Below are 26,819 nucleotides of genomic sequence, written 5' to 3'. Positions count from 1 at the left end.
ATGATTTCTTCCGAACTTCTCCCGATCTGCATCGCCGGCGAATGGCGCCTGGGCGGCGGCGACGTGTACGAGAGCCTTTATCCGGCCACCGGCGAACCCATCGCGCGCCTGAAGGCCGCGAGCCTCGCCGATGTCGAGGAGGCCATCACCCGTGCCGACCATGCGTTCCGCACCAGCGGCTGGGCCCAGCGCCTGCCGCACGAGCGCGCCGCCGTGCTGCACCGCGTGGCGCAGCTGATCCGCGAAGAGGGCGAGTCGCTCGCGCAGAAGCAGCGCCTGGACAACGGCAAGCCGATCAGCGAAACCCGCAACCTCGTGGCCAGCGCCGCGGGCACCTTCCAGTTCTTCGCGGCAGCGCTCGAAACGCTGGAGGAAACCATCACCCCTTCGCGCGGCGCCTTCGTCACGATGAGCGTGCACGAGCCGATGGGTGTGGTCGCGGCCATCACGCCGTGGAACTCGCCCATTGCGAGCGAAGCCCAGAAGCTCGCGCCCGCGCTCGCCGCCGGCAACGCGGTGGTCGTGAAGCCCGCCGAAGTCACGCCGCTGATGGCGCTGGAGCTGGCGCGCATCTGCGAGCAGGCCGGCGTGCCGAAGGGCATCGTGAGCGTGCTGCCGGGCAAGGGTTCGGTCATCGGCGATGCGATCACCAAGCATCCGCTGGTCAAGCGCGTGTCGTTCACGGGCGGCACCACCACCGGCAAGCACATCGCGCACATCGCGGCCGACAAGATGATGCCGGTGTCGCTGGAGCTGGGCGGCAAGTCGCCCACCATGGTGCTCGACGACGCAGACCTCGACCATGCGGTGAGCGGCGTGCTGTACGGCATCTTCAGTTCGTCGGGCGAGTCGTGCATTGCGGGTTCGCGCCTGTTCGTGGCGCGCGGCATCTACGACGAGTTCCTCACGCGGCTGGCCGAAGGTGCCAATGCATTGCGCGTGGGCGATCCGGCCTCGGAGCGCACGCAGATGGGGCCACTCATCACGGCGAAGCACCGCGAGGGCATCGAGCGCTATGTGGACCTGGGCGTGTCCGAAGGCGGCCGCATCCGCACCGGCGGTGTCCGGCCCCATGGCGACGTCTACGACAACGGCTACTTCTACAAGCCGACCATCATCGAGGGCCTCGACAACAGCGCGCGCATCAGCCAGGAAGAGATCTTCGGCCCGGTGCTCGTCGCGATGCCGTTCGACGATGAAGAGTCGCTGATCGCGCAGGCCAACGACAGCGTCTACGCGCTGGCCGCCGGCATCTGGAGCCGCGACTTCAAGCGCGCCTGGAAGCTCGGCCGCGCGGTGCAGGCCGGCACGGTCTGGGTCAACACCTACAAGCAGTTCTCCGTGTCCACGCCGTTCGGCGGCTGGCGCGACAGCGGCCTGGGCCGCGAGAAGGGCCGCGAAGGCATCTTCCAGTACATGGAGCAGAAGAGCATGTACTGGGGCACGAACGAACAACCCTTGCCGTGGGCACTGACATGAGCGTACTTGGCATCGACCAGATCACCTACGGGGCGGACGACCTGCCCGCCTGCCGCCAGTTCTTCCAGGACTGGGGCCTTGCATTGAAGTCGGAGGCCGCCGACGAACTCGTCTTCGAGTGCCTCAACGGCTGCAAGGTTGTCGTTGCGGCGTTGGACAAGCCGGGCCTGCCGAGCGCGATGGAAGAGGGCCCGACGCTGCGCGAAGTGGTGTGGGGCGTGGAGAGCGACGCCGACCTGGACCGCTACGCCGCCGCCATCGCGCAGGACCCGGCCTTCACCGACAGCAGGGTCGACGGCGCACGCCGCATCGGCTGCACCGACCCCAACGGCCTGGCCGTGCGCCTGCAGGTCAGCCGCAAGCACGCCGTCGACGTCGAATGCGGCGCCATGAACACCTGGAACGCCAAGCCGCGCATCAACCAGGCCGCACCCATCTACGAACGCGCGACGCCCATCGAGGTCGGCCACGTCGTGTTCTTCGTGAGCGACGTGAAGGCCACCAGCGCGTTCTACGCGCAGCGCTTCGGCTTCGTCTCGTCCGACAGCTATCCGAACCGCGGCGCCTTCATGCGCTGCGCGACGGAGGGTGGCCACCACGACCTGTTCCTGCTGCAGATTCCTTCGGGCAAGCGCGGGCTCAACCACGTGGCCTTCACCGTGCGCGACATCCACGAGGTGTTCGGCGGCGGCCTGCATTTCTCGCGCCGTGGCTGGGAAACCCAGCTCGGCCCGGGCCGTCACCCGGTGTCTTCGGCGTACTTCTGGTACTTCAAGAACCCGGCCGGCGGATTGATCGAGTACTACGCCGACGAAGACCAGCTCACCGCCGAATGGCAGCCGCGCGAATTCGAGCCCGGCCCCACGGTGTTCGCCGAATGGGCGGTCGATGGGGGCCTCGACGGCAACACGCGGCGTCAGAAGAACGCGGAAGGCCCCAAAGGTGCCTTTCTCACCGAGAAGAAATGAATCCCTTGACCACCATGCAACGACGTTTTTCCTTCTCCCTTTTGTTCGCAGCGCTGGCGGCCTTCGCCATCGCCTCGCCCGTGCACGCGCAGAGCGATGCGCAGAAGCAACTCGCCAGCGAGCGCTTCACCATCGTCTCGCCGTTCCCGCCCGGCGGTCCGGTCGACACGCTGGCGCGCGTTCTCTCCGACGGTCTCGCCAAGCGCTACGGCCAGGCGGCAGTGGTCGAGAACATGGTCGGCGCGGCCGGCAACATCGGCATCGACAAGGTCAAGCGTGCAAAGGGCGACGGCCACACGCTGCTCGTGGTGCCCGCAGGCAATCTCACGATCAACCCGACGCTGATGCCGAACTTCCCGTTCGACATCGAGAAGGACTTCGTGCCCGTCACCATGCTCGCCAAGGCGCCCAACGTGCTGGTGGCCTCGCCGTCGTCGGGCATCAAGAGCGCGAAGGAACTGGTGGCGCTGGCCAAGGCCAAGCCGAACACGCTGTCGTACGCCTCGCCGGGCGTGGGCAGCGGCCTGCACCTGGCGGGCGAGCTGTTCAAGCAGCAGGCCGGCATCGATCTGCTGCACGTGCCTTACAAGGGCACGGCGCCCGCGCTGAACGACGTGCTCGGCGGCTCGGTGCCGCTGATGTTCAGCAACCTGCCCGCGACCATGCCCTTCATCAAGAACGGCAAGCTCGTCGCATTGGGCGTGACCGAGGCCAAGCGCAGCCCCGCCGCACCGGACATCCCGACGCTCGCCGAACAGGGTATCCAGGGCGTGACCGTGACCTCGTGGTATGGCCTGCTGGCGCCCAAGGGCACGCCGCCGGCCGTGGTCGAGCAGCTCGCGAAGGACGCGGCGCAGATGCTGGCCCAGCCCGATGTGCGCGAGCGCCTGAAGGCGCAGGGCATGACCGACGCGGCGATGAAGCCTTCCGAGTTCTCTGCGCTCATCCGCGACGAGACAGCCGTGTGGGCCAAGATCATCAAGGCCCGCAACATCGTGGCCGAGTGAGCCGCACGCAAGAACCAAAGCGGAAACACCCATGAAGACAACAAGCGAATCCACCATCGGCATCGTCGGTGCCGGCATCGGTGGCCTGGTGGCTGCCATTGCGCTGCGGCGCGCCGGGCATGACGTGGTGGTGTTCGAGCAGGCGAAGCAGTTCGCCCGCGTCGGCGCCGACATCAACCTCACACCCAATGCCGTGCGCGCGCTCGACGGCCTGGGCGTGGGCGAGGCGGCCCGCGTGACGGCGGCGCGCCCGTCGCACCGCATCAGCCGCACCTACGACACCGGCGAGGAAACTTCGCGACTGGAAATGGCCGATTCGGCGGAGCAACGCTACGGCGCGCCGCAGCTCACCATCCACCGCGCCGACCTGCTGGCCGCATTGGCCGACATGTTTCCGGCCGAGTGCGTGGCCCTCGGCAAGCGCGCGGAGAAGATCGCCGCGGATGACAAGGGCGTGAGCCTCTCGTTCGCCGACGGCACCAGCGCCCGTGTCGGCGTGCTGCTCGGCGCCGACGGCATCCACTCGTGCGTGCGCACCGCCATGTTCGGCGCCGAGAGCCCGCGCTTCACCGGCATCGTCGCCTACCGCGCCGTGGTGCCGGCCGAGCGCGTGGCGGGCGTGCCGAACCTCGGCGCCTTCACCAAGTGGTGGGGCCCGACCCCGCAGAGCCAGATCGTCACGTTCCCGCTGAACCGGGGCAGGGACATCTTCATCTTCGCGACCACGCCGCAAGACACCTGGCACCTCGAATCGTGGACCGCGCCCGGCAGCGTGGACGAGCTGCGGGAGCAATACGTGGCCTACCACCCCGAGGCGCGCGCCTTGCTCGACGCCTGCGACACGGTGCTGAAGACCGCGCTGTACGAACGCGACCCGATGCCCGCCTGGGCGCAAGGCCGCATGGCGCTGCTGGGCGATGCCGCGCACCCGATGCTGCCCTTCATGGCGCAAGGCGCGGGCATGGCGATCGAAGACGCGGTCGTGCTGTCGCGTCATCTCGAAGGCGTGGCCATGGCCGATGTTCCGGCCGCGCTGAAGAGCTTCGAGACCGCCCGTATCGAGCGAGCCAGCCAGGTGCAGCTCGGTTCGCGCGGCAACAACTGGCTGCGCGAAGGCGGCAACGCCGACTGGGTCTACGGCTACGACGCCTGGACTGCGCCGCTCGGCACGCCCGCGATGGCCGCCACCGCCTGATTCATTCCACCTCACTCCACGGAGGCACACGATGCAACAAGACCGCTATCTCCAACCGCACCAGGCGCGCCAGCGCCCCGCGACCACCTACGAAGACCTGCTGGGCGACGTGATCGAGCGCGCCTTTGCCGATGGCATCCACGACCTTGGCGGGCTGGTGCAGCGCCTGAACGACAGCGGCCTCGCCACCCCCGGCGGCCAGCCGTGGACTGAAGCGCTGTACCGCAAGGAAATGGCTGCGCTCGGCGCCTGAGCAGAGAGACAGAGAGAGACATCACCATGACCATCGCCATCACCCCCGTCCCCGCCGACCCGGTGGACCATCTGCTCGAGATCGGCCTGAAGGATCTCTGGTATCCGATCTGCCCCTCGCACTTCATCAAGGAGAACCCCATCTCGCTGCGTCGCCTCGGCCGCAAGCTCGCGCTGTGGCGCGACAACGAAGGCGTGCTGCATGCGCTGGAAGACCGCTGCCCGCACCGCGGCGCGCCGCTGTCGCAGGGCGTGGTGCTCGGCGACCGCCTTTCGTGCCCGTACCACGGCGTCGAGGTGCGCCACGACGGCGTCGTCACGCGCGTGCCCGGTAGCCCCGGCTGCAAGCTGGAAGGCTCGCAGGCCACGCGGCACTTTCATGTGCAGGAGCGTGCGGGCGCCGTGTTCCTCTACAACTCGAAGGAATCGGTCGACGCGCCGCCGCCGCTGGTGCTGCCCGAGCAGCTGACAGACGACGCCGAATACGCGAGCTTCCTCTGCTACACCGAGTGGAAGGGCGACTACCGCTACGTGCTCGACAACGTGATGGACCCGATGCACGGCACGTACCTGCACAAGCAGTCGCACTCGATGGCCGAGGGCGACTCGAGCGCCAAGTTCGGCATTCGCGCGACCGACATCGGCTTCGTGTTCGAGAAGGAAGGCCAGCGCAACGTCAACTTCGACTGGACCGAATGGGCCGACACCGGTATCCACTGGATGCGCCTCGAAATCCCGTACCCGAAGACCGGCGGCCCCGGCGGCAACTTCATCATCATCGGTGCCTTCTCGCCGATCGCGAAGGGCATGACGGCCACCTTCTTCTGGCGCGTGCGCAAGCTGCCAGCAGGCTGGGAGCGCGACACCTGGCGCTTCCTCTACAAGAACCGCCTGGAGGCGCGCCACTGGCACGTGCTGGAGCAGGACCGCGTGATGCTCGAAGAGATGGAGCCCGACGCCAACCAGCACGAGAACCTGTACCAGCACGACCTGGGCATCGTCCGCCTGCGCCGCCACATGCGCAACCTCGCGGTCGCCCAATTGGCCGAGGCCGACGCCACCACGGCCTGAACAGCAAGCGAGCATCGCCATGTCTTCTCCCACGCTGAACGCCCTCGTGCACACCATGCGCTACGAGGCCGACGGCATCGTCAGCGTCGAGTTCCGGCCGGCCACGCCGGCGGTGGACTTTCCCGCCTTCGAGGCCGGCTCCCACATCGACCTGCACCTGCCCAACGGGCTGGTGCGCAGCTACTCGCTGTGCAACCCTTCGAGCGACCGCCAGCGCTACGTGGTCGGCGTGCTCAACGACCGCAAGAGCCGAGGCGGCTCCCGCTACGTGCACCAGCAGCTGCGCGTGGGCATGACGCTGCCCATCTCGGCGCCGCGCAACAACTTCAAGCTGGAAGAGGGCGCCGAGCGCTCGGTGCTGGTGGCCGGCGGCATCGGCGTGACGCCCATCTGGTGCATGCTGCAGCGGCTGGTGGCCATCGGCAAGCCTGTCGAGATCCTGTACTGCGCACGCACCCGCAAGGAGGCGGCCTTCTGCGATGCCATCGAGGCGCTGGCGAAGGAAAAGTCGGTACAGCTCACCTGGCATTTCGACGACGAGAAGGGCGTGCCGCCCGACCTCGCATCGCTGCTGGCCGGCAAGGGCGCCACCAGCCACTACTACTGCTGCGGCCCGACGCCGATGCTCGACGCTTTTGAAAAGAGCTGCGAGCAACTCGGCTACGCCAACGCGCACATCGAACGCTTTGCCGCCGTGCACGTGGAGGCGCCCAGCGCCACGCAGAGCTGCGTGGTGATGTGTGCAAAGAGCGGCAAGAGTGTCGAGGTGCCTCCGGGCAAATCGATTCTCGACAGCCTGATCGACGCCGGCCTCAACCCCGACCACAGCTGCAAGGAAGGCGTCTGCGGCGCTTGCGAGACCGCTGTGATCGAGGGCGAAATCGATCACCACGACGGCATCCTCACGAAGATCGAACGTGCGTCCAACAAGACCATGATGATCTGCGTCTCTCGCTGCAAGGGCGAGCGGCTGGTGCTGGACATCTGAACAAGGCCACAACCCAAAGACGGCCGAGAAAAACCAACCGAGACATTCAATGAAAAAGTACTTGATCGCGATGGCTGCGGCCACCGCGGCTGGCGCAGCGCTGGCCCAATCTTCCGTCACGCTCTTCGGCGTGGTCGATGCCGCCGTCACCTACACCACGGGCAGCGGCGACGGTTCGGCCCACAAGACGCAGCTGACCAACAGCGGCAACATGTTCAGCCGCCTGGGCTTTCGCGGCACCGAAGACCTGGGTGGCGGCTACTCGGCCAACTTCTGGATGGAGATGGGCCTGCAGAACGACAGCGGGCAGGGCTTTCCGTCGAACTCGAACAACCAGGCCAGCGGCAACGGCACCGCGGGCATCCTGAGCTTCAACCGCCGCTCGACGGTGAGCCTTGCAGGCCCCTTCGGCGAAGTGCGGCTGGGGCGCGACTACGTGCCGGCATTCTGGAACACGGCCATCTTCGATCCCTTCGGCACAGGCGGCGGCATCGGCGCCAACCAGATCTATTTCTCGGGCCTCGGCGGCCTGGTGGCACCCACCGGCACGCGCGCCTCGAACAGCGTTGGCTACTTCCTGCCGGCCAATCTCGGCGGCTTCTACGGGCAGGTGATGTACGCCATGGGCGAGAACGCTTCCAACTCGGTGCTGCCGAACACGCTGGTGTCGAACAAGCACGACGGCGAGCATACCGGCGCGCGCTTCGGCTACCAGAGCGGCGGACTCAACGTGGCCCTGGCCACCGGCCGCACGCGCTATGCGAGCGGCGACCTGCGCGTGACCAACCTCGGCGCGGCCTATACCTTCGATGCCTCGCTCATGAACCTCAAGCTCACGAGCGAGCTGTACAAGGAATCGAAGGGCAGCACCGACGCCAAGGGCGCACTCATCGGCTTCCATCTGCCCATCGGGCCGGGAGAGATCAAGGCCTCGTACGCACGCTACAAGCTCGAGCCCGCCAACGCGGCGCTCAAGCCCACGTCGTCGAAGCTGGCCATCGGCTACGTGCACAACCTGTCGAAGCGCACGGCGCTGTACGCCACCATCGCGCGCATCACCAACAAGAACGGTGCATCGCAGGCCCTGGCGGGCGCGATCACCATGCCGAACCGCGCTTCCAGCGGCACCGAGTTCGGCATGCGCCACATGTTCTAGGCGCGCAGGCGCGTCATTACCCTCACACCGGCAGGACAGATCATGCAGAGCAAGAACTTTCGTTGGTACGGCGTCCTCACGCTGTTCGTGATCGTTGCGATCTCCTACGTGGACCGCATCAACATCGCAGTACTGATCACCGATGCCGCGTTCCTGAACCACGTGGGCATCGCGGCCACCGACCGCGTGAGCCAGGGCTTCCTGGCGACGGCCTTCATGCTGGGCTATGGCGTGTCGGCCTTCGTGCTCACGCCGTTTTGCTCGGCCTTGTTCGGCGTGCGGCGCAGCCTGGTCTACGGGCTGGTCCTCTGGGGCGTGGTGACGTGGGCCTCGCCGATGCTCCACAGCTACGGCCTGCTGCTGGCCTCGCGCGTGCTGCTGGGCGTTTCGGAGGGGCCGCTGTTCTCGCTGGCCTCGTCGTACATCAAGGCACATTTCCGCAGCGACGAGAACGGCAAGCCCAATGCCTTCGTCAACATGGGCACGGGGCTGGGGCTGGCCATCGGCTATCCGCTGGTGGGCGGGCTGCTCACCCGGTTCGCGTGGGACACCTCGTTCCACGTGCTCGGCGTGCTGAACATCGTGCTCGGCATTCCGCTGGTGCTGGCCTTCGTGCGCATGCCGCCCACTCATGCCGATGGCGTCAAGCCTTCGTCGTTCGGCGAGGCGATGGCGCGTGTGGGCGGCATCGTGAAGGGTGCGCTGCACACGCGGCACCTGTTCCTCATCACGCTGCTGACCTCGGCCGCGCTCGCCTACCTGTGGGGCAGCAGCAACTGGCTGCCGACCTACCTGCGCGAGGCGCGCGGCTTCTCGATGCGCGAGATGGGCTGGCTGGCCTCGCTGCCGCAGTACGCCACCGTGCTCGCGGTGTTCGTGGGCGGTGTGCTGATCGACAAGGTCGGGCGCGAGCGCGTGCCCTTCATCTTCATGGGCGCGAGCGCGGGCGTGGCGCTGTCGGTGCTGATGGCCATCAACGCGAGTGACCCGTATGCGGCGGCGTGCTGCCTCGTGGCGGCCAACTTCTTCTGGGGCCTGCAGAGCCCGGCCATTCCGAGCACGGTGCAGTACTGCTCGCGGCCCGAGCACACGGCCAGTGCGTTCGGCGTGACCAATGGTGCCGGCAGCCTGGTGGCGGGCTTCATGCCGGCGCTGATGGGCGGCGTGATCAGCGCGGTGTCGCACGGTTCGGGCGCATCGGGCGCGGCCGCGGCTTCGGCAGCCTCCGCCTCGGGCTTCTTCGCGGGCTTTGCGCTGCTGATCGGCACGCAGGTGGTGGTGTTCGGCTGCGGCTTCATGCTGTGGCTGCGGGACCGTACGCCACCGGCGGTAGGCGTGTCTCAGTCGCAGGCTTCATAACTGTTCCGCCGCAGAAATCCGATGCTGTGGCGGCAAGGTCACAGCGAATGCGCGCAGCATTCGCTGCAGGCGACGTATGCGATGAACCATCTTCGTACCGCATGGCACACGCGATGTGCGGTGACTCCATTCGGCCTATCGCGCGCGAACATTTTGAGAGGGAAAAGTTCCGCGATCCGTTGAGCGGACGTGTGCGATCAGATAAAACTGAGCGCACACCAATGGACGAGGGAATGCGCGTGAAATCAACGACAAGAGCCGCAGACAGTCTTGCCATCGCCGAGATGGCCCGTGCCGTTTGCACTTCGCGCAAACGCACCGCTCCGATATCCGAGCACTGAACGCAAGCCTTCGCGCTACAAGCCCGCGTTCGCATCCCATCACCCCGCGTTTCGACGGGAATGGAACCTCTTACGCCCCGCATCCTGGGACCACCGCTTTTTGCGCGGTGTGCCTTTGCATGACTGTGTGGTCCTGACGAACGCAAGCGTTCGCCGGGAGGGCATCGTGTTGCCCTTTTCTTTCAGATAACCCCGTTGTTCATCTCATCACCGCGCGCGTCACGCGCATCGCCGGCTATCCGCCGGTGCATGCAGGACGGCGCATGTTTCTTCTTACCAAGAGTACCTAGAGGCGATCATGAAAAAATTCAGTACACCCGTCTTCAATCATCTTGCCATCACGGCAGTGACCCTTGCCGTGCTGACGGCATGCGGCGGCGGTGGAGACAGTGGTGGCGGTTCGCTCGGTGGCGCAGGCGTCGGTCTCGGTGCGCCGTCGGAGCCGGTCGCTTCCGCTCCGGCGTCCGATCCCACGGCGAAGGCACCCGACGATGGCGCGCCCACCGCGGCGGCGATCGACCGCACGGCCAAGCCCATGGAGTTGCCCGACACCGTCTGGCCGAGCAACTACAAGCTGTGGTTCCGCCCCGATGCGGCGCTCAAGACCTTCGTGGGCCGCGGCGACGTGGAGATCGAGGTGCTCAAGCCTGTCGATGCCATCGTCGTTGCAGCGCACAACCTGAACTTCGCCAAGGGCCGCACCACGCTGCGCAAGGTGTCGAAACCCGGCGAGGCGATCCCGCTGATCCCCACGCCGCAGACGCTCGGCGACTTCGTGCAGCTGCGCCTGAACGACGGCCAGATCGCCAAGGGCAAGTACCTGCTTCACATGGAGTGGGACGGCAAGATCCAGTTCTCAGATGCCGAGTACTGCCCGCCCGCCGAAGTGGCGCGCAACCCGTTCTGCTCGGCCGCCACCGGCGTCTTCAAGGTGGGCCTTTCCACACCTGAAGGCGTGAGCAGCGACGCCATCGTGACGCAGGGCGAAACCAACTATGCGCGCCAGTGGTTCCCGGGCTGGGACGAGCCGGCCTTCCGCCACACCTTCGAGATCTCGGCCGAGGTGCCGGGCGACTGGAAGACCGTGTCGAACGGCGCGCAGATCGAGGCGACGAAGCTGCCCGACGGCTACCAGCGCGTGGCCTTCGAGAAGACGCCCTCGATGCCGATGTACCTGGCTTTCTTCGGCGGCGGCAAGTTCGACGTCCTGGCCGACACCTTCAAGAATCCGCTCGACGGCAGCGACATGCCGCTGCGCTGGTTCACGCCACCGGGCCGCTCCGACTGGGCGAAGTTCGCGATGGAGTGGACCAAGGTGTCGATGGACTACTACTACAAGTACACCGGCATCCCGCTGCCCTTCAAGAAGTTCGATACCGTCGCAGCCAACGACAGCTACGACAACAAGCCCAACACCGGCTTCGGCGGCATGGAGAACTGGGGCTCGATCTTCGAGTTTGCCGACCGCGTGTTGACCAAGCCGGGCGACACGCCGACGCTGTACTCGGTGACGGTGGTGACCCATGAGGTCGCGCACCAATGGTTCGGCGACTTGGTCACGCTCGACTGGTGGGACAACGTGTGGCTCAACGAGTCGTTCGCGCGCTGGTTCGAACGCCGCACCACGATCAAGTTCCACCCCGAGTACTACAGCTTCTCCGACTACGTGCTGGACAAGCACAACGTGATCGTGGCCGACCTGAAGAGCACCGCGGTGCCCGTGCAGCGCAACCTCAACGATGCGGGTTCGTTCGGCTTCATCAGCCCGTCGATCTTCGTCTACAACAAGGGCAGCCACGTGCTGGAGACCATCCAGAACTACATCGGCGAAGAAGCGATGCAGAAGGGCCTGCAGATCTACCTGAAGGACTACGCGTTCGGCAACGTCACGCCTTCGCGCCTGTGGAGCTCTCTGGAAAAGGCGACCGACAAGAAGGTCAGCGAGATCGGCGACAGCCTGATCCGGCAGACCGGCATACCGCTGCTCACGGTGGACGCGCAGTGCGCGGGCAACAGCACCTACGTGAACATCACGCAGGAGTCGTTCCCCAACCAGAACGTGTACCCGGCCTCGACGTGGACCATCCCCGTCACGCTGGCGTACGGCGACGCGATGGACCAGCGCAAGACCTTCGTGATGTCGAACAACAGCACGCAGGTGGAACTGCCTGGCTGCACGGCGGTGCTGGCCGGGCCGACCGGGCAGGACTACTACGTGAGCAACTACAGCGGGCAGTCGTGGAGTGCGCTGCTGGCCAAGGCGCAGAGCTTTGCCGGCAACAAGCCGCTGCTGCTGAACATCGAGCGCGACGCGTTCCGGCTGCTGAGCGTGGGGCGCATCACGCAGGCGCAGTACGACCAGATCAAGGGAGTGCTGAACCTGCCGGCGACGCTGCTGGCCAAGACGCAGGTCAGCGAGCAGAAGATGGCGGCGGTGGCCACCGGTGCGGAGAAGGAGGAGTACCCGCATGCGCTGCGCTTCCAGGGCGGCCTGAAGCTGCGCGAGAACCTCAAGCGCTGAACGTTGTTTGAAACCCCGGCGCGCACCGACCGGCATGCCTGCAGGGCGGTGCGCGCCTCATCACACCGGGATCATCATGAACACAGCATTGAAATGGCTGGCCATGGGCGCTTGCGCCATGTTGCTGGGCGCTTGCGGCGCAAGCAATGGCGGGCCGGAGGCCGAACTGGTCGGCGTCTACGCCGTGAAGCAGAACGGCGCGCTCAAGGAACTGGTCAAGATCGAGCGGCAGGGCGACCGCTACGTGATGCGCGACAAGGTGCGCACGCCCGAATGGAGCGAGCCGAAGATGCAGATGCAGCCTGTGACGCGCGAGCGCTGGAGCCGCATCACGACCGACACGGAGAACACGTCCTTCGTCGGCATCTCGAGCGAACAGCTCGGCATCTTCAAGGTGCCTCCTGGGTGGCAGAAGAACGGCTTCAAGACGCAGACGGGGTACTTCCTGTTTTACTCACAGGGGCCTGTGGAGGCGTACAAGCTTTGATTGTTCAGGGCGCCGCTCACGCCGACGAGGTACCTTGCTCCGCGAATGTCCCCCGGCCTGCGGCCTCCTCCTTTATTTCGCTGCGCAAGGCACCTCATCGGCGCGAGCGGTTCAGAGCGGTGAGTGATCGGACAGCACCACGACTGCGCCCATCGTGCGCAGGACACCGGGTGCTTCCCGCAGCGAAATAAAGGAGGAGCCGAAGGCGGGGGATTCGCGGAGGGAAGTACCCGGTGGCCTGTGCACGCGCCCCGAACAGGAGCGCTCAACTACGGCGCAACGATCGCACCCTCGATGCGATGGCGTTTCAACGCGTCGGCGACAAAGCCCGAAGCCTTCATCTCCTCGACAAAGGCGGCGAGCAGCGCCTGCGCCTCGGCGCCCCGGCTGGCCGGCGTACCCATCGCCTGCTGGATCACCATGAAGCGCCCAGGCAGCACACGCACGCCCGGCGCGCGGGCAGCTTCGCCTTCGAGCAGCTGCCGGATGCCCGCCGCCACCTCGACCTGGCCCGCCCGCAATGCAGCGAGCGCGGGCCCCGCGCCCTGGAGGCGCACGATCTCGGCGGCCTTGATCTCGCGCGTGAGGAACAGGTCGTAGGCGCTGCCCGAGCCGACCGAGATGCGATGGCCTTCGGCATCGACCTGCGCGTTGTCGGTCAGTGCCGACGATTCGGGCACGAGGTAGCTGCCTTCGATCAGCACATAAGGCGCGGTGAAGCGCAGCCCTTCGCTGCGCGCGGGGTCGACTGCGAAGAAGCCGATGTCGGCTTTCTCGTTCTTCACCGCGTCCACCGAGGCCGCGGCCTTCTCGAAGACCACCAGCTCGATGCCCACGCCAAGGCGCCGCGCGAACTCGCGGGCAAGGTCGATCGACACGCCGACAGGCTCGCCCGTGGCGGCGTCCTTGTTGGCGAGGATCGGGTTGCCGAGGTTGATCGAGGCGCGCAGCGTGCCGCTGGGCGCAAAGGCGGTCACGAGGGCGGAAGAGGGCCGAGTGGTCATGGCGTCCGTTCTTCGGGAAGGAATGAAGGCCGCCAGTTTACGGGCCGTGGTTTCGCGGTTAAGCGCGCCGACAGCGGCTCCAGCCCCGTCTTAGCGATGGGCGGCGCCGCGGCCGGGGAGTTGAGATAGCGGATCAGCTGCCGCGCCGCATCGGGCTGCTTCGATGCGGTGGCGACGCCGGCCGAGAACACCGTCACGAGCTGCACCTCGGCGGGCAGCGGACCGATGTAGTCGATGCCCTCGATGGGCAGCAGCTCGCTCACCTGCTGCAGGCCGAGCGCCGCGTCGCCACGCGCCACCACCGAGCCCACGCGCTCGCTCAGGATGCGCTTGCTCTTGGGCTTCACCTGGTCTTCGATGCCCAGCTTCTTGAGCAGCTCGGTCTCGTAGTAGGTGCCGCTCGCGCTCGCCGAATAGGCGATCGACGGTGCCGCGAGCAGCGTGCGCTTGAGCGCGTCGACCGTGCCGATGTCCGGCTTGGGTGCGCCCTTGCGCACCGCAAAGCCGATGGGCGAGCGCACCAGGTCGACCTGGCTGCCCGCCACCACCTTGCCCTGCGCCACCAGCGCATCGAGCGCCGGGCGCGCGAGGATCACGACGTCGGCCGGCTCGTTGCGCGCCAAGCGGCTGGGGATCGAGTCGGTGGCGTTGCCCATCGAGGCGCCATAGGCGGTTTTGACGGTGCGGCCGCTGCTGCGCTCGAACTCCGGGCGCAGGTCGTTGTAGGCGGCGGTGAAGCCGCCCGAGGTCATGACGTGGATGTCTTCGCCCGCAGGCTTGTTGCCGCCGCCGAGGACGCCGCAGCCGGCGAGCGCGAGGGCCGCGACCAGCGGCAAGGCGGCGCGGCGGGTGAGGGCGAGGAAGGGGGAAGGAAGGGGCTTTGTCACGATGTCTCCGGGAGGAAGAAAAGGCCAGTGGCCTGGAGGCCGCCTGTCGTTGCCTATCGTAGAGGCCGGAGCTGTCATTCCGCCCTCAGCGGATTCGGGGTTATCACCGAGGCGATGCGGGCTTGTCGGGCGCGTCGGCGTCCTTGGTCGGCAGCCGCCCGCGTCTGGCCAGCCCCTCGCGCAGCAAGAACTCGACCTGCGCGTTCGCGCTTCGCAGCTCCTGCGCCGCCAGGCGTTCGATCTCGGCCCACAGGGCCGGGTCGATGCGCAGGGGGTAGGATTTTTTTCCGGGACTTGCCATCGAGGGGATCGGGAGCGGGCTTCAGGTGTACAGCGTACCGGTGTTCACCACGGGCTGCGTCTCGCGGTCCGAGCACAGCACCACCAGCAGGTTCGACACCATCGAGGCCTTGCGTTCGTCGTCGAGTACCACGAGGTTGCGCTCCGACAGGCCCTTGAGCGCCGCTTCGACCATGCCGACCGCACCCGCCACGATCTGGTGCCGCGCGCTGACGATGGCCACCGCCTGCTGGCGGCGCAGCATCACCTGCGCGATCTCCGGTGCGTACGCGAGGTGGGTGAGCTTGGCGTCGAGCACTTCGACGCCTGCGCTGGCGAAGCGTTGGTTCAGCTCCTCCTTGAGCGCGTCGGCCACCGTGTCGAGCCCGGCGCGCAGCGTGGTCTCTTCGCTTTGCAGGTCGTCGCCGCTGTCGTAGGCGTAGAGGGTGGCGAGATGGCGGATCGCGGCTTCGGCCTGGATGGCGACGAACCTGTTGTAGTCATCGATCTCGAACACGGCCTGCGCCGTGTCGTAGACCCTCCACACCACCGCCGCGCCGATCTCCACCGGGTTGCCGCGCTTGTCGTTCACCTTCAGCGGCGGCGTGTTGAGGTTGCGTGCGCGCAGCGAGATCTTCTGGCCGCTCTGCAGCGGGTTGGTCCAGCGCAGGCCTTCGGTGCGGTCGGTGCCCTGGTACTCGCCGAACAGCGTGAGGATGATGCCCTCGTTGGGCTGCAGCATGTAGAGGCCGGGGATCAGCACGAGGCCCACAACGATCAGCAGGATGCCGATCGGCAGGGGCATCAGGCGCTGCACTATCGCCAGCACGCCGACGGCGATCAGCAGCAGCACCACCGCGCACACGCCGTATCCGTTGATCGACCGGTAGGGGCGCTCCTTTCGCACCGGCCGGGGGGTGTTGGGGGTCTTCTCTTGCATGGATGCCTCCGTTAAAAGTGATATCACTTTAATATCTTTTCGGAGGCGGTCAAGATTTTTTTGGCGGCACTGCGCCGCCGCTGATGCCTGAGGCGGCGCCAAGCCGCCGGCCGGGATCTGCCGACCGGAGTTCCCCGGCCGGGTGGGCGCATCAATCGACGAGGTCGAAGCAGCAGCCCGCGTAGTACGGCTTGTCGCCACCGTCGACGAAAGGCACCTCGATCGGCTTGCCCTCGTTGCGCCACACGTCGCGCTTCCTGTAGCCCGAGCGTGCGAGATCGGCCAGGAGTTCGTCGTGGTGCTGGATGCGGTAGGCGCACACGGCCACGCCGATGCTGTTGAGCGTGTAGATCGTGCGCTCGGGGTGCACGGCCGTGGTGTTCATGACGATGCGCCTCGGCTTCACGGCCAGCGCGGAAAGAATCGCGTCCATGCGCGTCGGCAGGTACTGCAGGCTGCCCGAGACATACAGCACGTCGCAGCCGCTCGCATCGCGGTAGTCGGTGGTGAAGCCGAGCTGCGCGGTGGCTTCCCGCTTCACGGCCATCGCGCGGCCGCTCTCGACCACGCCTGGCACGTCGCACACGGTCCATTGCAGGGTGGTGGGGTAGGTCAGCACGCGCCGGAATGCGTAGTACTTGATGCCGACGTGTCCGCCGAGGTCGAACACGCGCGTCAGCCCCGCATCGATGGAGCGGCCCAGCCAGAAGAGGCCGGGATAGTCGTAGAAATAGATCTGCGGGCTGTAGAGATCGCTCGCATCGGCGTTGGCGTAGCCCACGGCTTTGGAAGGCGGCGCGCCGGCCTCGGCTGCCGCGAAGCTCTCGAACGAGCCCATGAAGAGGTTCTCGTCCGTGTTGTTCAGGAACTTGCGCCTGTACGCACTTTCGCGGGGAGGAAACTGCAGAAGGCTTGAGAGCATTGTTGACTCCGGTGGCGCTCTCATTTTGAATGCAACCAAAGTATTCGCGACCTATAGCCCCGTGCCGTTGGGGCGGTTACCCCATGGGGGTTACATACCGCTCGCCAGCGCCGCCGCAGCCGCCCGCGTCTCTACCCCCAGCTTCTCGAAGATGTGCTCCAGGTGCTTGTTCACCGTGCGTGGGCTGGTGCCGAGGATGTCGCCGATGTCGCGGTTGGTCTTGCCCTTGGCGAGCCAGGAGAGCACCTCGGTCTCGCGCGGCGTGAGGGCGGCATCGGCCAGCCGGGCCGCCGGGCCTTCACGCTGGATGGCGAACAACAGCATCGTCTCGCCGAGCGCCGCGGCGCCGAGGTTGCGCACCGACAGCCGCATGCCCGTGGCGGTGCCGATGGTAATGGCCGCGCCCGGTGCCAGCGCCGGTTCCAGCGACGCGGGCAGCAGGCCCGGCGCCACCGGGTCTTCGAGCGCGTGCAGCCACAGCGCGGCCTGCGGCGAGCGCCACGCGATGCGTCCGCGCGTGTCGACGAACACCACGCCCATGCCGGCCACATCGACCGCGTCGCGCGCCATGCGCGTGATGCGGGCGTTGCGCGCGTGCGTGTGCAGCCGCGCCAGCACCTCCTGTGCGCGGATCGGCTTCACCACGTAGTCGACGCCGCCGCACTCGAAGCCCTCGACCACGTGCGAGGTTTCCGACAGGCCCGTCATGAACAGCACCGGGATGTGCGCGAGCGCCGGGTTGGACTTGATGCGCCTGCAGGTCTCGAAGCCCGAGAGACCGGGCATCAGGCCGTCGAGCAGGATCGCATCGGGCACCACGAGTTCGAGCCGCTGCAGCGCGGCCTCGCCGTCGACCGCCACCAGCACGGTGTAGCCGCTGGCCTCCAGCGTGTCGCACAGCATGCCGAGGCTGCTGGGCGCGTCGTCCACCACCAGCACCACGGGCCGTTCGGATGACGATTCAGGGGGCGAGGGTGTCTGCATCTTCGGCCAGTGCATTGCGGAGGTTGTCGAGTTCGAAGCGCACGACCATGCCGCGCAGCCAGGTGCAGGTGGCGGCCGCGGCGGGCGAGGCGGCTGCCAGCCGGTCGAGCGCCGTGTGCAGGCCGCGCACGTGGCCCATTTGCACGAGGCGCATGAGTTCGGCGCGGTCGTCTTCCGAAAGAGCGAGTTGCCGGGGGCGCTGCGGCGCTTCTTCTGCTTCACCCGCGAGAGGCGAGAGCGCGTCGGCGGTCGACAGCCATTCGAGCCCGAGGTGGCGCTCCAGCGTGGCGATCAGCTCCGACTCGATCACTGGCTTGCCCACAAAGGCCTGGCAGCCTGCGGCTTGCAGTCGCTCGTTCTTGTTCTCGAACATGTTGGCCGAGACGATGATGATCGGGATGTCCCCGAAGCCCGAGGCGCGTACCGAGGTGGCGGTCTGCCAGCCGTCCATGTCGTCCATCGTCAGGTCGAGCAGGATGGCCGAGGGCAATTCTTCGCGCAGGCTGTCGAGGCATTCGGTGCCGCTTGCGGCCTCGCGTATCTCGAAGCCCAGCGGTGCGAGCATGCCGGCCAGCATCTGGCGCTGCACGGGCTGGTCGTCGACCACCAGCAGCGTGCGGCGCGCGCCGATGTAGCCCGACACGGGCTGCCGCAAGGCGCCGGCCTTGGCCTGCGGGCCGGGGTCGGCCACCTCGCGCAGGTACACGCGCACGCTGAAAGTGCTGCCTTGCGACGAGGTCTGCGCCAGCTTGAGCTCGCCGCCCATCAGCGAGGTGAGCAGCCCGGTGATGGTGAGGCCCAGTCCCGTGCCCGGCTCGCCACGGCGGCGGCCCGCAGCGCCGCGTTCGAAGGGCAGGAAGATGCGCTGGTGGTCCTGCGGCGCGACGCCGATGCCGGTGTCGACCACGTCGAAGCGCAGCACCTCGCGCCGCGCATCCACATGCAGCGTGACCGTACCGCTGTCGGTGAATCGCACGGCATTGGTCAGCAGGTTGATGAGGATCTGCCGCAGCCATTTCGCATCGGCGTGCACCCACGGCGGCAACTGCCCCGCATGCGTGAAGACGAAGGCCAGGCCCTTGTTCTCGGCCTGCGGGCGCACCATGTGCACGAGCTGGTCGAGAAAGGCGGGCAGCGCGAGCGGCGCGGGTTCGAGCTGCAGCCGGCCGGCCTCGATGCGCGCGAGGTCGAGCAGCCCGTCGATCAGGCCCAGCATGTGCTCGCCGCTGCGGTGAATGGTCTGCACCGCCTCGCGCGGGGGCGCGACCGCGTCGCCCTTGAGCAGGATCTGCGAGTAGCCCAGGATGCTGTTGAGCGGCGTGCGCAACTCGTGCGTCATGCCGGCCACATAGCGCGTCTTGGCCTGGTTCGCGGCCTCGGCGGCTTCCTTGGCGGTCTGCAGTGCGGCGTCGGTGCGGCGGTGCGCCTCGATCTCGAGCGCGAGCAGGTTGTTGTGGCGCATCGATTCTTCCTGCGCCATCTGCCGGCTCTCGCTGCCCAGCACCACCCACCATGCGGCGACCGCGGCCACCACCGAGAGCAGCGCGAACACTTTCAGGAAGGCCGTGGCCATGACCGAATCGCTCGTGCCCGCCAGCGCCTCCTGCGCATAGACCACGCCGACCACGGTGGCCAGCAATGCAATGAGCGAGGTGGCGATCAGCAGGTAATGCGCGACGCGGAAGTTGAGCCCCGCCGACAGCGCCGGCGGCAGCAGCGCCTGCAGCCAGCCGCTCATCTGTTCGGCCGCGCGCGAGTCGGTCTTGCAGCGGTCGTGGCAGCGCGATTCGAGCGTGCAGCACAGCGAGCAGATCGGTGCGCTATAGGCCGGGCAGTGCGCCATGTCTTCCGACTCGAAGCTGTTGTCGCACACCGAGCACTTCACGTTCTGTCCGGGCGTCCAGCGGTCGATGTCGTGGCGCGCCAGGTAATAGCGCCCGCGCGTGCGCCACGCCAGCAGCGGCGACAGCGCCATGGCGGTGGCCAGCGCGATGAAGGGCGAGAACGCCTTCGCCCAATGGCCCAGCGCGCCGGAGTAGGCCAGCATCGCCAGCGCGGCGGCCACCAGCATCGCCACCAGCCCGACCGGGTTGATGTCGTACAGGTGCGCGCGCTTGAATTCGATGGTCTTCGGGCTCCACCCCAGCGGCTTGTTGATGACCAGGTCGGCCACCAGCGCGCCGACCCAGGCGATGGCGATGTTGCTGTAGAAGCCCAGCACGTGCTCCAGCGCCGCGAACACGCCCAGCGCCATCAGCAGGATGGCGATGACCACGTTGAACACCAGCCACACCACGCGCCCCGGGTGGCTGTGCGTGAGCCGGGCGAAGAAGTTCGACCACGCGAGCGAGCCCGCGTAGGCGTTCGTCAAGTTGATCTTCATCTGCGACACCAGCACGAAAAGCACCGTGATGCCCAGCACCCAGGCCGGGTCGCGCAGCACGTACGAGAAGCCCGTGAGGTACATCTGCGTGGGCTCGATCGCATGATTGGCCGGTATCTCGTGCTGCAGCGCCAGGAAGGCGAGAAACGCGCCGCCCATCATCTTCAGCATGCCCGGCACGATCCAACCCGGCCCGGAGACGAGCACCGCCGTCCACCAGCGCACGCGGTTGGCGGCGGTCTTCTCGGGCAGGAAGCGCAGGTAGTCGACCTGCTCGCCGATCTGCACCACCAGCGAGAAGGCCACCGTGGCGGCGGCGCCGAACATCAGCGGATCGAAGCCGCTGCTGTCGGAGGTGCGGCCCACGAGGCCGGTGAAGTCGGCGTAGAGCTCGGGCTTCTTCACCATCACCGCGACGAAGGGGCAGACGAACAGCACGATCCAGATCGGCTGCGTCCACAGCTGCAGCCCCGAGATGAGCGTGATGCCCCGCGCCACCAGCGGAATGATGACGATCGACGACACCATGTAAAGCAGCCACAGCGGCCAGTCGAGGTACATCTGCAGCGCCAGCGCGAGGATGGCTGCCTCCAGCGCGAAGAAGATGAAGGTGAAGCTCGCGTAGATCAGCGAGGTGAGCGTGGAGCCCAGGTAGCCGAAGCCCGCGCCGCGCGTGAGCAGGTCCATGTCCACGCCGTGGCGCGCCGCGTAGTACGAGATCGGCAGCCCGGTGAGGAAGGTGATGAGCCCGACGACGAGGATGGCCCACAGCGCGTTCGAGAAGCCGTAGCTCAGGGCGATCGCGCCGCCAATGGCCTCCAGCGCCAGGAAGGAGGTGGCGCCGAAGGCCGCGTTCGCCACGCGGAACTCCGACCACTTGCGAAAGCTGCGCGGCGTGTAGCGCAGCGCGTAGTCCTCCAGCGTTTCGTTCGCGACCCAGGCGTTGTAGTCGCGGCGGATGCGGAAGATCTTCTGTCCGGAGACGGATTGCATGGCGGGTTGTCGCGGCGGCGGTGGCATGAGGGCGGACACAGCAAGAAGCGCTCCCTGGTTGCATTGCCGCCAATGTCGTGCCTTCGAGTCTGCAGGCAGGGCGCCTGCGCACCGCTACGTTGAATGACGTATTCGCGAGTACGCAGGTGATTTCTAAAGTACCAGCCATGGTGCTCGGGGCACCGTCCGATGCACTTCGATGGTGCGCGGCCTTACTTTCCAACAACCTGCCTGGAGTTTCCTGATGTCGCGTGATTCCGATCTTTCTCTCGATGCCCTGGCATTGCGCCGCCGCCGTCTGCTGCAGGGCGCCGCAGCGTTGCCCGTGTTGGGCCTGAGCGGCCTGAGCTTCGGCCAGGGACAGTTCCCCACGGCCAAGGTGAACACCACCAAGCTCGCCGTGACCGACACCGAGGTGACGGTGGGCCAGCTGCACTCGTCCTCCGGCACCATGGCCATTTCGGAGACCGGCTCCATCCAGGCCGAGCAGCTCGCCATCGACCAGATCAACGCGATGGGCGGCATCCTCGGCCGCAAGATCAAGGTCATCAAGGAAGACGGCGCCTCCGACTGGCCGACCTTTGCAGAGAAGTCGAAGAAGCTGCTCGTCAACGACCACTGCGCCGCCGTGTTCGGCTGCTGGACCAGCGCCTCGCGCAAGGCCGTGCTGCCGGTGTTCGAGAAAGAGAACGGCCTGCTGTACTACCCGACTTTCTACGAAGGCCTGGAGCAGAGCAAGAACGTGATCTACACCGGCCAGGAAGCCACGCAGCAGATCATCTGGGGCCTGGACTGGGGCGCGAAGGAGAAGAAGGCCAAGACCTTCTTCCTGGTGGGCTCCGACTACATCTGGCCGCGCACCTCGATGAAGATCGCGCGCAAGCACATCGAGAATTTCCAGAAGGGCTCGGTCAAGGGCGAGGAGTACTACCCGCTGGGCCACACCAACTTCAACTCGCTGATCAACAAGATCAAGGTGGCCAAGCCCGACTGCATCTTCGCGGCCGTGGTGGGCGGCTCGAACGTGGCTTTCTACAAGCAGTTGAAGGCCGCGGGCATCACGGGCGACAAGCAGTTCCTGCTGACGCTGGCCGTGACCGAAGACGAAATGACTGGCGTGGGCGGCGAGAACTTCGCGGGCTTCTACTCGTCGATGAAGTACTTCCAGTCGCTGGACAACGCGAACAACAAGAAGTTCGTGGAAGCCTTCAAGGCGAAGTACGGCAAGGACGCGGTGATCGGCGACGTGACGCAGGCGGGGTATCTGGGGCCGTGGCTGTGGAAGGCGGCGGTGGAGAAGGCGGGCAGCTTCGATGTGGACAAGGTCGTGGCCGGCTCGCCGGGCATCGAGCTGAAGACGGCGCCGGAAGGCTACGTGAAGCTGGATGCGAACCACCACCTGTGGAGCAAGGCGCGCATCGGGCAGGGGCAGCTGGATGGGACGTTCAAGGTGGTGGCGGAGTCGGCTGAGTTGATCAAGCCGGATCCGTTTCCGAAGGGCTACCAGTAAGTCTCCGTTTTTCTCCCTCCCCCTCTGGGGGAGGGCAGGGGTGGGGGCAAGCGGCGTTACCACTGGGCGCTCTCTGCCTGCCCCCATCCCAGCCTTCCCCCAGAGGGGGAAGGAGCCAATACCCCAACCACCGGAATTCGTTGCCATGACTCTGTCGGACATGATGAACATCGGCCTCATGCAGGGCTTCGCGGGGCTGAGCCTCTTCGCGGTGCTGCTGCTGATGGGGCTGGGCCTGGCGATCATCTTCGGCCAGATGGGCGTGATCAACATGGCGCATGGCGAGTTCATGACCATCGGCGCCTACTCGATCTACCTGGCCGCGCGCGTCACTGAGAGCCTGGCGCCCGAGTTCATGCCGTACTACTTCCCGATCGCCATCGGGCTCGCTTTCGGCTTCGCCTTCATCGTCGGCTGGCTCGTGGAGTGGGTGCTCATCCGCCACCTCTACAAGCGACCGCTCGACACGCTGCTCGCCACCTGGGGCGTGAGCCTGGGCCTGCAACAGATTTTCCGCACCTTCATTGGCCCGAAGGAAGTGAGCCCGACGCTGCCCGAATGGCTCATGGGCTCGTGGACGCCGCATGAAGGCCTCGACATTCCCATCAACGGCCTGTTCGTGCTGGCGCTCACCGCACTGGTCACTGGCGGCGTGCTGATCGCGCTGCACAAGAGCCGCTGGGGCCTCAGGGTGCGCGCCACCGTCGCCAACCGCACCATGGCCAACGCCACCGGCATCGACACGAAGAAGACAGACCGGCTCACCTTCGCCATCGGCTGCGGCATCGCGGGCATGGCCGGCGCGGCCTTCACCACCATCGGCTCCACCGGTCCGACCTCGGGCTCGCTCTACATCGTCGACGCCTTCCTGGTCGTCACCTTCGGCGGTGCGGCCAGCCTGCTGGGCACGGTGGTCTCGGCCTTCGGCATTGCGCAGACGCAGTCGATTTCCGAGTTCTTCATGACCGGCTCGATGGCCAAGGTGCTGACGCTGTCGCTGATCGTGCTGATTTTGATGATGCGGCCGCAGGGCCTCTTCGCAGTCAAGGTCCGCCGCTGAACCCGATTCCTGTTTTGGAGAACGTTCCGATGAATTTCATCAAGGCCTCGATCCAGCGCTACCAGCTCGGCAGCCTGTTGCTGCTGGTGCTGCTGCTGGCGGTGGTGCTGCCGCTGTCGCTCGACATCTTCCGCCTCAACCTCGTGGGCAAATACCTCACCTACGCTTTCGTGGCCGTGGGCCTCGTGATGGTGTGGGGCTACGGCGGCGTGCTGAGCCTGGGGCAGGGCGTGTTCTTCGGCATCGGCGGCTACGCGATGGCGATGTTCCTCAAGCTCGAAGCCTCCGACCCCGTCTCCACCAAGATCCAGACCACGCCCGGCATTCCGGACTTCATGGACTGGAACCAGATCACCGAACTGCCCACGCTGTGGCTGCCCTTCAAGAGCCTGCCGCTGAGCCTGGCGCTGGTGGTGCTGGCACCGATGGCGCTGGCCTGGCTCGTGAGCTTCGCGATGTTCAAGCGGCGCGTGGGCGGCGTGTACTTCGCGATCATCACGCAGGCGGTGGCACTGATCTGCACCGTGCTCATCATCGGCCAGCAGGGCTACACGGGCGGCGTGAACGGCATGACCGACCTGAAGACGATGCTGGGCTGGGACACGCGCACCGACGGCGCCAAGTACGTGCTGTATTACGTCTGCGTCGGCCTGCTGGTGGCGAGCATCGTGCTGTGTCGCTGGATACAGACCAGCAAGCTCGGCACGCTGCTGCTCGCCATGCGCGACAAGGAAGACCGTGTGCGCTTCTCGGGCTACGACGTGTCGAACTTCAAGGTCTTCATCTTCTGCCTGGCAGCCGGGCTTTCGGGCATCGGTGGTGCGATGTTCGCGCTGCAGGTGGGTTTCATGTCGCCGAGTTTCGTGGGCATCGTGCCTTCGATCGAGATGGTGATCTTCTGTGCGGTGGGCGGGCGCATGAGCCTGGTGGGCGCGGTGTATGGCGCGCTGCTGGTGAATGCGGGCAAGACGCTGTTCTCGGAGAGCTTTCCGGACTTGTGGCTGTTCCTGATGGCGGGGCTCTTCATCGGCGTGACCATGGCCTTCCCGATGGGGCTCGCGGGGTTGTGGGAAGAAAAGATCCGGCCGTGGTGGAAATCGCGCCGTCAAGCCTTGCGCGATGCGGCAGTCAAGCGACCGGCGGTCGCCGCACCCGTGGCACCCGCAGCAACACCATCCGAACCCACTCTGCCCGACGGCGTCGGCAGCCAGCGCGCCTGAACCCGGAGCCACACCCTCATGAGCAACACCGACTTCGCGCTCGCCGTGGAAGACCTCACCGTGTCCTTCGATGGCTTCAAGGCCATCGACGACCTCACGCTGTACATCGACCGCAACGAGCTGCGCGTGATCATCGGCCCCAACGGAGCCGGCAAGACCACGCTGCTCGACCTGATCTGCGGCAAGACGCGTGCAAGCGCCGGCAGCATCAAGTTCAACAACACCGAGCTCACGAAGATGGCCGAACACAAGCGTGTGCGGCTGGGTATCGGGCGCAAGTTCCAGACGCCGTCGATCTACGAGAACCTCTCGGTGTTCCAGAACCTGGAGGTCTCATTCCCGAAGGGCCGCTCGGTGTTCGGCGCGCTGGCCTTCAGGTGCGACGACGAGGTCAAGAACAAGGTGCAGGCCATTGCCGAAGACATCGGCCTTGCCGACAAGCTCGACACCGAGGCCGGCCTGCTGAGCCACGGCCAGAAGCAGTGGCTCGAGATCGGCATGCTGCTGATGCAGGAGCCCGAGCTGTTGATGCTCGACGAGCCCATCGCCGGCATGAGCGCGCGCGAACGCGAACTCACGGCCGACCTCCTCAAGCGCATCTGCCAGAACCGCGCGGTGATCGTCATCGAGCACGACATGGCCTTCGTGAAGCAGATCGCGCACAAGGTCACGGTGATGCACCAGGGAAAAATCCTTGCCGAAGGGCCGATGGAGAAGGTGCAGGCCGATCCGAAGGTCATCGACGTTTATCTGGGGCACTAGATGGCTGTTTGCTTTTCGAGTCTTTTCGGTGGGCGCTGTTCAGGGCGCGATCACGCCGACGGCGTGCTTCTTTTCTCGAATGTCCCCCGGCCTTCGGCCTCCTCCTTTATTTCGAGAAAAGAAGCCCACCATCGACGTGATCGTTCAGAGCACTCGTTGATCGGCCAGCACAAGCGCTGCGTCCATCGTGCGCAGGGCGCCGGGTGCTCCCCGCAGCGAAATAAAGGAGGAGGCCGAAGGCCGGGGGACATTCGCGGAGGGGAGTACCCGGTGGCCTGCGCACTCGCCAAGAACGTCAAAACCCGGAAATAAAAAACATGAGCAACATCATGCTGAAGGTCGAAGACCTGCACGTAGCCTATGGCCAGAGCGAGGCCCTGCACGGCATCTCGTTCGAGGGCCATGCCAACGAAACCATCGCCATCATGGGCCGCAACGGCATGGGCAAGACCACTCTGTTCAAGGGCCTGATGGGAATCTTGCCCTTGAAGAGCGGGCGCATCGAGGTAGCAGGCAAGGACGTGTCGCGCGACGAGAGCTTTCGCCGCGTCGCCAAGGGCATCGCCTACGTACCGCAGGGCCGGATGATCTTTCCGACGCTCACGGTGGAGGAGAACATCCAGACCGGCCTGGAGAACTCGAAGACCCGCCGCATCCCCGAGGAAATCTACGCGCTGTTCCCCGTGCTGTGGGACATGAAGAGCCGCAAAGGCGGCAACCTCTCCGGCGGCCAGCAGCAGCAGCTGGCGATTGCGCGCGCCCTCGTCACCGACCCCAAGGTGCTGCTGCTCGACGAGCCCACGGAAGGTATCCAGCCTTCGATCATCAAGGACATCGCCAAGGCGCTCAACGAGATCCGCAAGCTGCGCGGCATCACCATCGTCGTGTCCGAGCAGGTGCTCAGTTTCGCGATGGATGTGGCCGACAGGCTCTTCGTCATCGAAGGCGGCCGGCTAGTGCACGAGACCGCGCGCGACAAGACCGATGTCGACCACATCAAGGCCTATCTCTCCGTTTGACCTGACCACACCAACCCAACCAGGAGCCACTG

23 protein-coding genes are annotated in these 26,819 nt (G+C 66.3%); 16 read left to right on the top strand and 7 right to left on the bottom strand.

What is annotated here, in order from left to right; all coding sequences use genetic code 11:
- From ACEOAB_RS16615 to ACEOAB_RS16565, 11 genes are all read left to right on the top strand, one after another.
- On the top strand, positions 1-1,479 hold the full coding sequence (locus ACEOAB_RS16615) for an aldehyde dehydrogenase (protein WP_056592114.1): 1,479 nt from the start codon (positions 1-3) through the stop codon (positions 1,477-1,479).
- Positions 1,476-2,447 (top strand): VOC family protein, encoded by a 972-nt coding sequence (locus tag ACEOAB_RS16610; protein ID WP_413748910.1) that lies wholly within the window; start codon positions 1,476-1,478, stop codon positions 2,445-2,447. Before ACEOAB_RS16615 ends, ACEOAB_RS16610 begins: the two co-directional genes overlap by 4 nt.
- On the top strand, positions 2,444-3,454 hold the full coding sequence (locus ACEOAB_RS16605) for a Bug family tripartite tricarboxylate transporter substrate binding protein (protein ID WP_413748911.1): 1,011 nt from the start codon (positions 2,444-2,446) through the stop codon (positions 3,452-3,454). Before ACEOAB_RS16610 ends, ACEOAB_RS16605 begins: the two co-directional genes overlap by 4 nt.
- 31 nt (positions 3,455-3,485) lie before the next feature.
- Complete coding sequence (locus tag ACEOAB_RS16600; RefSeq protein WP_056592119.1) at positions 3,486-4,649, top strand: FAD-dependent monooxygenase; 1,164 nt, start codon at positions 3,486-3,488, stop codon at positions 4,647-4,649.
- A gap of 31 nt (positions 4,650-4,680) precedes the next feature.
- Positions 4,681-4,902, top strand: coding sequence for a recombinase-like helix-turn-helix domain-containing protein (locus ACEOAB_RS16595; protein ID WP_007834985.1), 222 nt, complete (start codon positions 4,681-4,683; stop codon positions 4,900-4,902).
- 26 nt (positions 4,903-4,928) lie between these two features.
- Positions 4,929-5,972, top strand: coding sequence for a Rieske 2Fe-2S domain-containing protein (locus tag ACEOAB_RS16590; protein WP_413748912.1), 1,044 nt, complete (start codon positions 4,929-4,931; stop codon positions 5,970-5,972).
- Between the two features lie 19 nt (positions 5,973-5,991).
- The gene (locus ACEOAB_RS16585) at positions 5,992-6,960 is read left to right on the top strand and encodes a PDR/VanB family oxidoreductase (RefSeq protein WP_056521924.1); all 969 of its coding nucleotides are present in this window, start codon (positions 5,992-5,994) and stop codon (positions 6,958-6,960) included.
- Between the two features lie 49 nt (positions 6,961-7,009).
- Positions 7,010-8,116 (top strand): porin, encoded by a 1,107-nt coding sequence (locus ACEOAB_RS16580; protein ID WP_413748913.1) that lies wholly within the window; start codon positions 7,010-7,012, stop codon positions 8,114-8,116.
- Between the two features lie 42 nt (positions 8,117-8,158).
- Positions 8,159-9,475, top strand: coding sequence for an MFS transporter (locus tag ACEOAB_RS16575; RefSeq protein ID WP_413748914.1), 1,317 nt, complete (start codon positions 8,159-8,161; stop codon positions 9,473-9,475).
- A gap of 639 nt (positions 9,476-10,114) precedes the next feature.
- Positions 10,115-12,337, top strand: a complete 2,223-nt coding sequence (locus tag ACEOAB_RS16570) for a M1 family metallopeptidase (RefSeq protein ID WP_413748915.1) — start codon at positions 10,115-10,117, stop codon at positions 12,335-12,337.
- 76 nt (positions 12,338-12,413) lie between these two features.
- Positions 12,414-12,824, top strand: coding sequence for a hypothetical protein (locus ACEOAB_RS16565; RefSeq protein ID WP_056592136.1), 411 nt, complete (start codon positions 12,414-12,416; stop codon positions 12,822-12,824).
- A gap of 269 nt (positions 12,825-13,093) precedes the next feature.
- Here the strand turns inward: ACEOAB_RS16565 and ACEOAB_RS16560 are convergent, their stop codons facing one another.
- From ACEOAB_RS16560 to ACEOAB_RS16530, 7 genes are all read right to left on the bottom strand, one after another.
- Positions 13,094-13,828, bottom strand: a complete 735-nt coding sequence (locus tag ACEOAB_RS16560) for a transporter substrate-binding domain-containing protein (RefSeq protein ID WP_413748916.1) — start codon at positions 13,826-13,828, stop codon at positions 13,094-13,096.
- Positions 13,825-14,715: a substrate-binding domain-containing protein gene (locus ACEOAB_RS16555; protein WP_495652972.1), complete on the bottom strand. Its 891-nt coding sequence runs from the start codon at positions 14,713-14,715 to the stop codon at positions 13,825-13,827. Before ACEOAB_RS16555 ends, ACEOAB_RS16560 begins: the two co-directional genes overlap by 4 nt.
- A gap of 103 nt (positions 14,716-14,818) precedes the next feature.
- Entirely contained in the window at positions 14,819-15,016 is a 198-nt protein-coding gene (locus tag ACEOAB_RS16550) for a type II toxin-antitoxin system antitoxin (RefSeq protein WP_056592145.1), read from the bottom strand.
- A 21-nt stretch (positions 15,017-15,037) separates the two neighbouring features.
- Positions 15,038-15,934: an SPFH domain-containing protein gene (locus ACEOAB_RS16545; RefSeq protein ID WP_056592148.1), complete on the bottom strand. Its 897-nt coding sequence runs from the start codon at positions 15,932-15,934 to the stop codon at positions 15,038-15,040.
- Between the two features lie 151 nt (positions 15,935-16,085).
- Positions 16,086-16,856, bottom strand: a complete 771-nt coding sequence (locus ACEOAB_RS16540; RefSeq protein ID WP_413748917.1) for a TIGR04325 family methyltransferase — start codon at positions 16,854-16,856, stop codon at positions 16,086-16,088.
- A 90-nt stretch (positions 16,857-16,946) separates the two neighbouring features.
- Positions 16,947-17,840: a response regulator gene (locus tag ACEOAB_RS16535; RefSeq protein ID WP_413748918.1), complete on the bottom strand. Its 894-nt coding sequence runs from the start codon at positions 17,838-17,840 to the stop codon at positions 16,947-16,949.
- Positions 17,818-21,216 (bottom strand): hybrid sensor histidine kinase/response regulator, encoded by a 3,399-nt coding sequence (locus ACEOAB_RS16530; RefSeq protein WP_413748919.1) that lies wholly within the window; start codon positions 21,214-21,216, stop codon positions 17,818-17,820. The genes ACEOAB_RS16535 and ACEOAB_RS16530 overlap by 23 nt, the downstream gene beginning before the upstream one ends.
- A 244-nt stretch (positions 21,217-21,460) precedes the next feature.
- Here ACEOAB_RS16530 and urtA point away from each other — a divergent pair, with 244 nt between their 5' ends.
- The 5 genes from urtA (at position 21,461) to urtE (ending at position 26,787) form a co-directional block, all read left to right on the top strand.
- A complete protein-coding gene (gene urtA / locus ACEOAB_RS16525) occupies positions 21,461-22,726 on the top strand; it encodes an urea ABC transporter substrate-binding protein (RefSeq protein WP_056592157.1) in 1,266 nt (421 codons plus the stop codon).
- Between the two features lie 145 nt (positions 22,727-22,871).
- Positions 22,872-23,786, top strand: coding sequence for an urea ABC transporter permease subunit UrtB (gene urtB / locus ACEOAB_RS16520; protein WP_056592160.1), 915 nt, complete (start codon positions 22,872-22,874; stop codon positions 23,784-23,786).
- 29 nt (positions 23,787-23,815) lie between these two features.
- Positions 23,816-25,006: an urea ABC transporter permease subunit UrtC gene (gene urtC, locus ACEOAB_RS16515; RefSeq protein WP_413751194.1), complete on the top strand. Its 1,191-nt coding sequence runs from the start codon at positions 23,816-23,818 to the stop codon at positions 25,004-25,006.
- An 18-nt stretch (positions 25,007-25,024) separates the two neighbouring features.
- On the top strand, positions 25,025-25,768 hold the full coding sequence (gene urtD, locus ACEOAB_RS16510) for an urea ABC transporter ATP-binding protein UrtD (protein ID WP_056592166.1): 744 nt from the start codon (positions 25,025-25,027) through the stop codon (positions 25,766-25,768).
- A gap of 329 nt (positions 25,769-26,097) precedes the next feature.
- Entirely contained in the window at positions 26,098-26,787 is a 690-nt protein-coding gene (urtE, locus tag ACEOAB_RS16505; protein ID WP_056594302.1) for an urea ABC transporter ATP-binding subunit UrtE, read from the top strand.
- The last annotated feature ends 32 nt before the right edge of the window (positions 26,788-26,819 follow it).

It is taken from the genome of Variovorax sp. Varisp53, from assembly GCF_059491555.1.
This window is presented reverse-complemented; position numbering and strand designations above follow the sequence as displayed.

Coding starts and splice junctions, on each gene's coding strand:
- ACEOAB_RS16615 (WP_056592114.1), top strand. CDS start 1: ATGATTTCTTCCGAACTTCTCCCGATCTGCATCGCCGGCGAATGGCGC.
- ACEOAB_RS16610 (WP_413748910.1), top strand. CDS start 1,476: ATGAGCGTACTTGGCATCGACCAGATCACCTACGGGGCGGACGACCTG.
- ACEOAB_RS16605 (WP_413748911.1), top strand. CDS start 2,444: ATGAATCCCTTGACCACCATGCAACGACGTTTTTCCTTCTCCCTTTTG.
- ACEOAB_RS16600 (WP_056592119.1), top strand. CDS start 3,486: ATGAAGACAACAAGCGAATCCACCATCGGCATCGTCGGTGCCGGCATC.
- ACEOAB_RS16595 (WP_007834985.1), top strand. CDS start 4,681: ATGCAACAAGACCGCTATCTCCAACCGCACCAGGCGCGCCAGCGCCCC.
- ACEOAB_RS16590 (WP_413748912.1), top strand. CDS start 4,929: ATGACCATCGCCATCACCCCCGTCCCCGCCGACCCGGTGGACCATCTG.
- ACEOAB_RS16585 (WP_056521924.1), top strand. CDS start 5,992: ATGTCTTCTCCCACGCTGAACGCCCTCGTGCACACCATGCGCTACGAG.
- ACEOAB_RS16580 (WP_413748913.1), top strand. CDS start 7,010: ATGAAAAAGTACTTGATCGCGATGGCTGCGGCCACCGCGGCTGGCGCA.
- ACEOAB_RS16575 (WP_413748914.1), top strand. CDS start 8,159: ATGCAGAGCAAGAACTTTCGTTGGTACGGCGTCCTCACGCTGTTCGTG.
- ACEOAB_RS16570 (WP_413748915.1), top strand. CDS start 10,115: ATGAAAAAATTCAGTACACCCGTCTTCAATCATCTTGCCATCACGGCA.
- ACEOAB_RS16565 (WP_056592136.1), top strand. CDS start 12,414: ATGAACACAGCATTGAAATGGCTGGCCATGGGCGCTTGCGCCATGTTG.
- ACEOAB_RS16560 (WP_413748916.1), bottom strand. CDS start 13,828: ATGACCACTCGGCCCTCTTCCGCCCTCGTGACCGCCTTTGCGCCCAGC.
- ACEOAB_RS16550 (WP_056592145.1), bottom strand. CDS start 15,016: ATGGCAAGTCCCGGAAAAAAATCCTACCCCCTGCGCATCGACCCGGCC.
- ACEOAB_RS16545 (WP_056592148.1), bottom strand. CDS start 15,934: ATGCAAGAGAAGACCCCCAACACCCCCCGGCCGGTGCGAAAGGAGCGC.
- ACEOAB_RS16540 (WP_413748917.1), bottom strand. CDS start 16,856: ATGCTCTCAAGCCTTCTGCAGTTTCCTCCCCGCGAAAGTGCGTACAGG.
- ACEOAB_RS16535 (WP_413748918.1), bottom strand. CDS start 17,840: ATGCAGACACCCTCGCCCCCTGAATCGTCATCCGAACGGCCCGTGGTG.
- ACEOAB_RS16530 (WP_413748919.1), bottom strand. CDS start 21,216: ATGCAATCCGTCTCCGGACAGAAGATCTTCCGCATCCGCCGCGACTAC.
- urtA (WP_056592157.1), top strand. CDS start 21,461: ATGTCGCGTGATTCCGATCTTTCTCTCGATGCCCTGGCATTGCGCCGC.
- urtB (WP_056592160.1), top strand. CDS start 22,872: ATGACTCTGTCGGACATGATGAACATCGGCCTCATGCAGGGCTTCGCG.
- urtC (WP_413751194.1), top strand. CDS start 23,816: ATGAATTTCATCAAGGCCTCGATCCAGCGCTACCAGCTCGGCAGCCTG.
- urtD (WP_056592166.1), top strand. CDS start 25,025: ATGAGCAACACCGACTTCGCGCTCGCCGTGGAAGACCTCACCGTGTCC.
- urtE (WP_056594302.1), top strand. CDS start 26,098: ATGCTGAAGGTCGAAGACCTGCACGTAGCCTATGGCCAGAGCGAGGCC.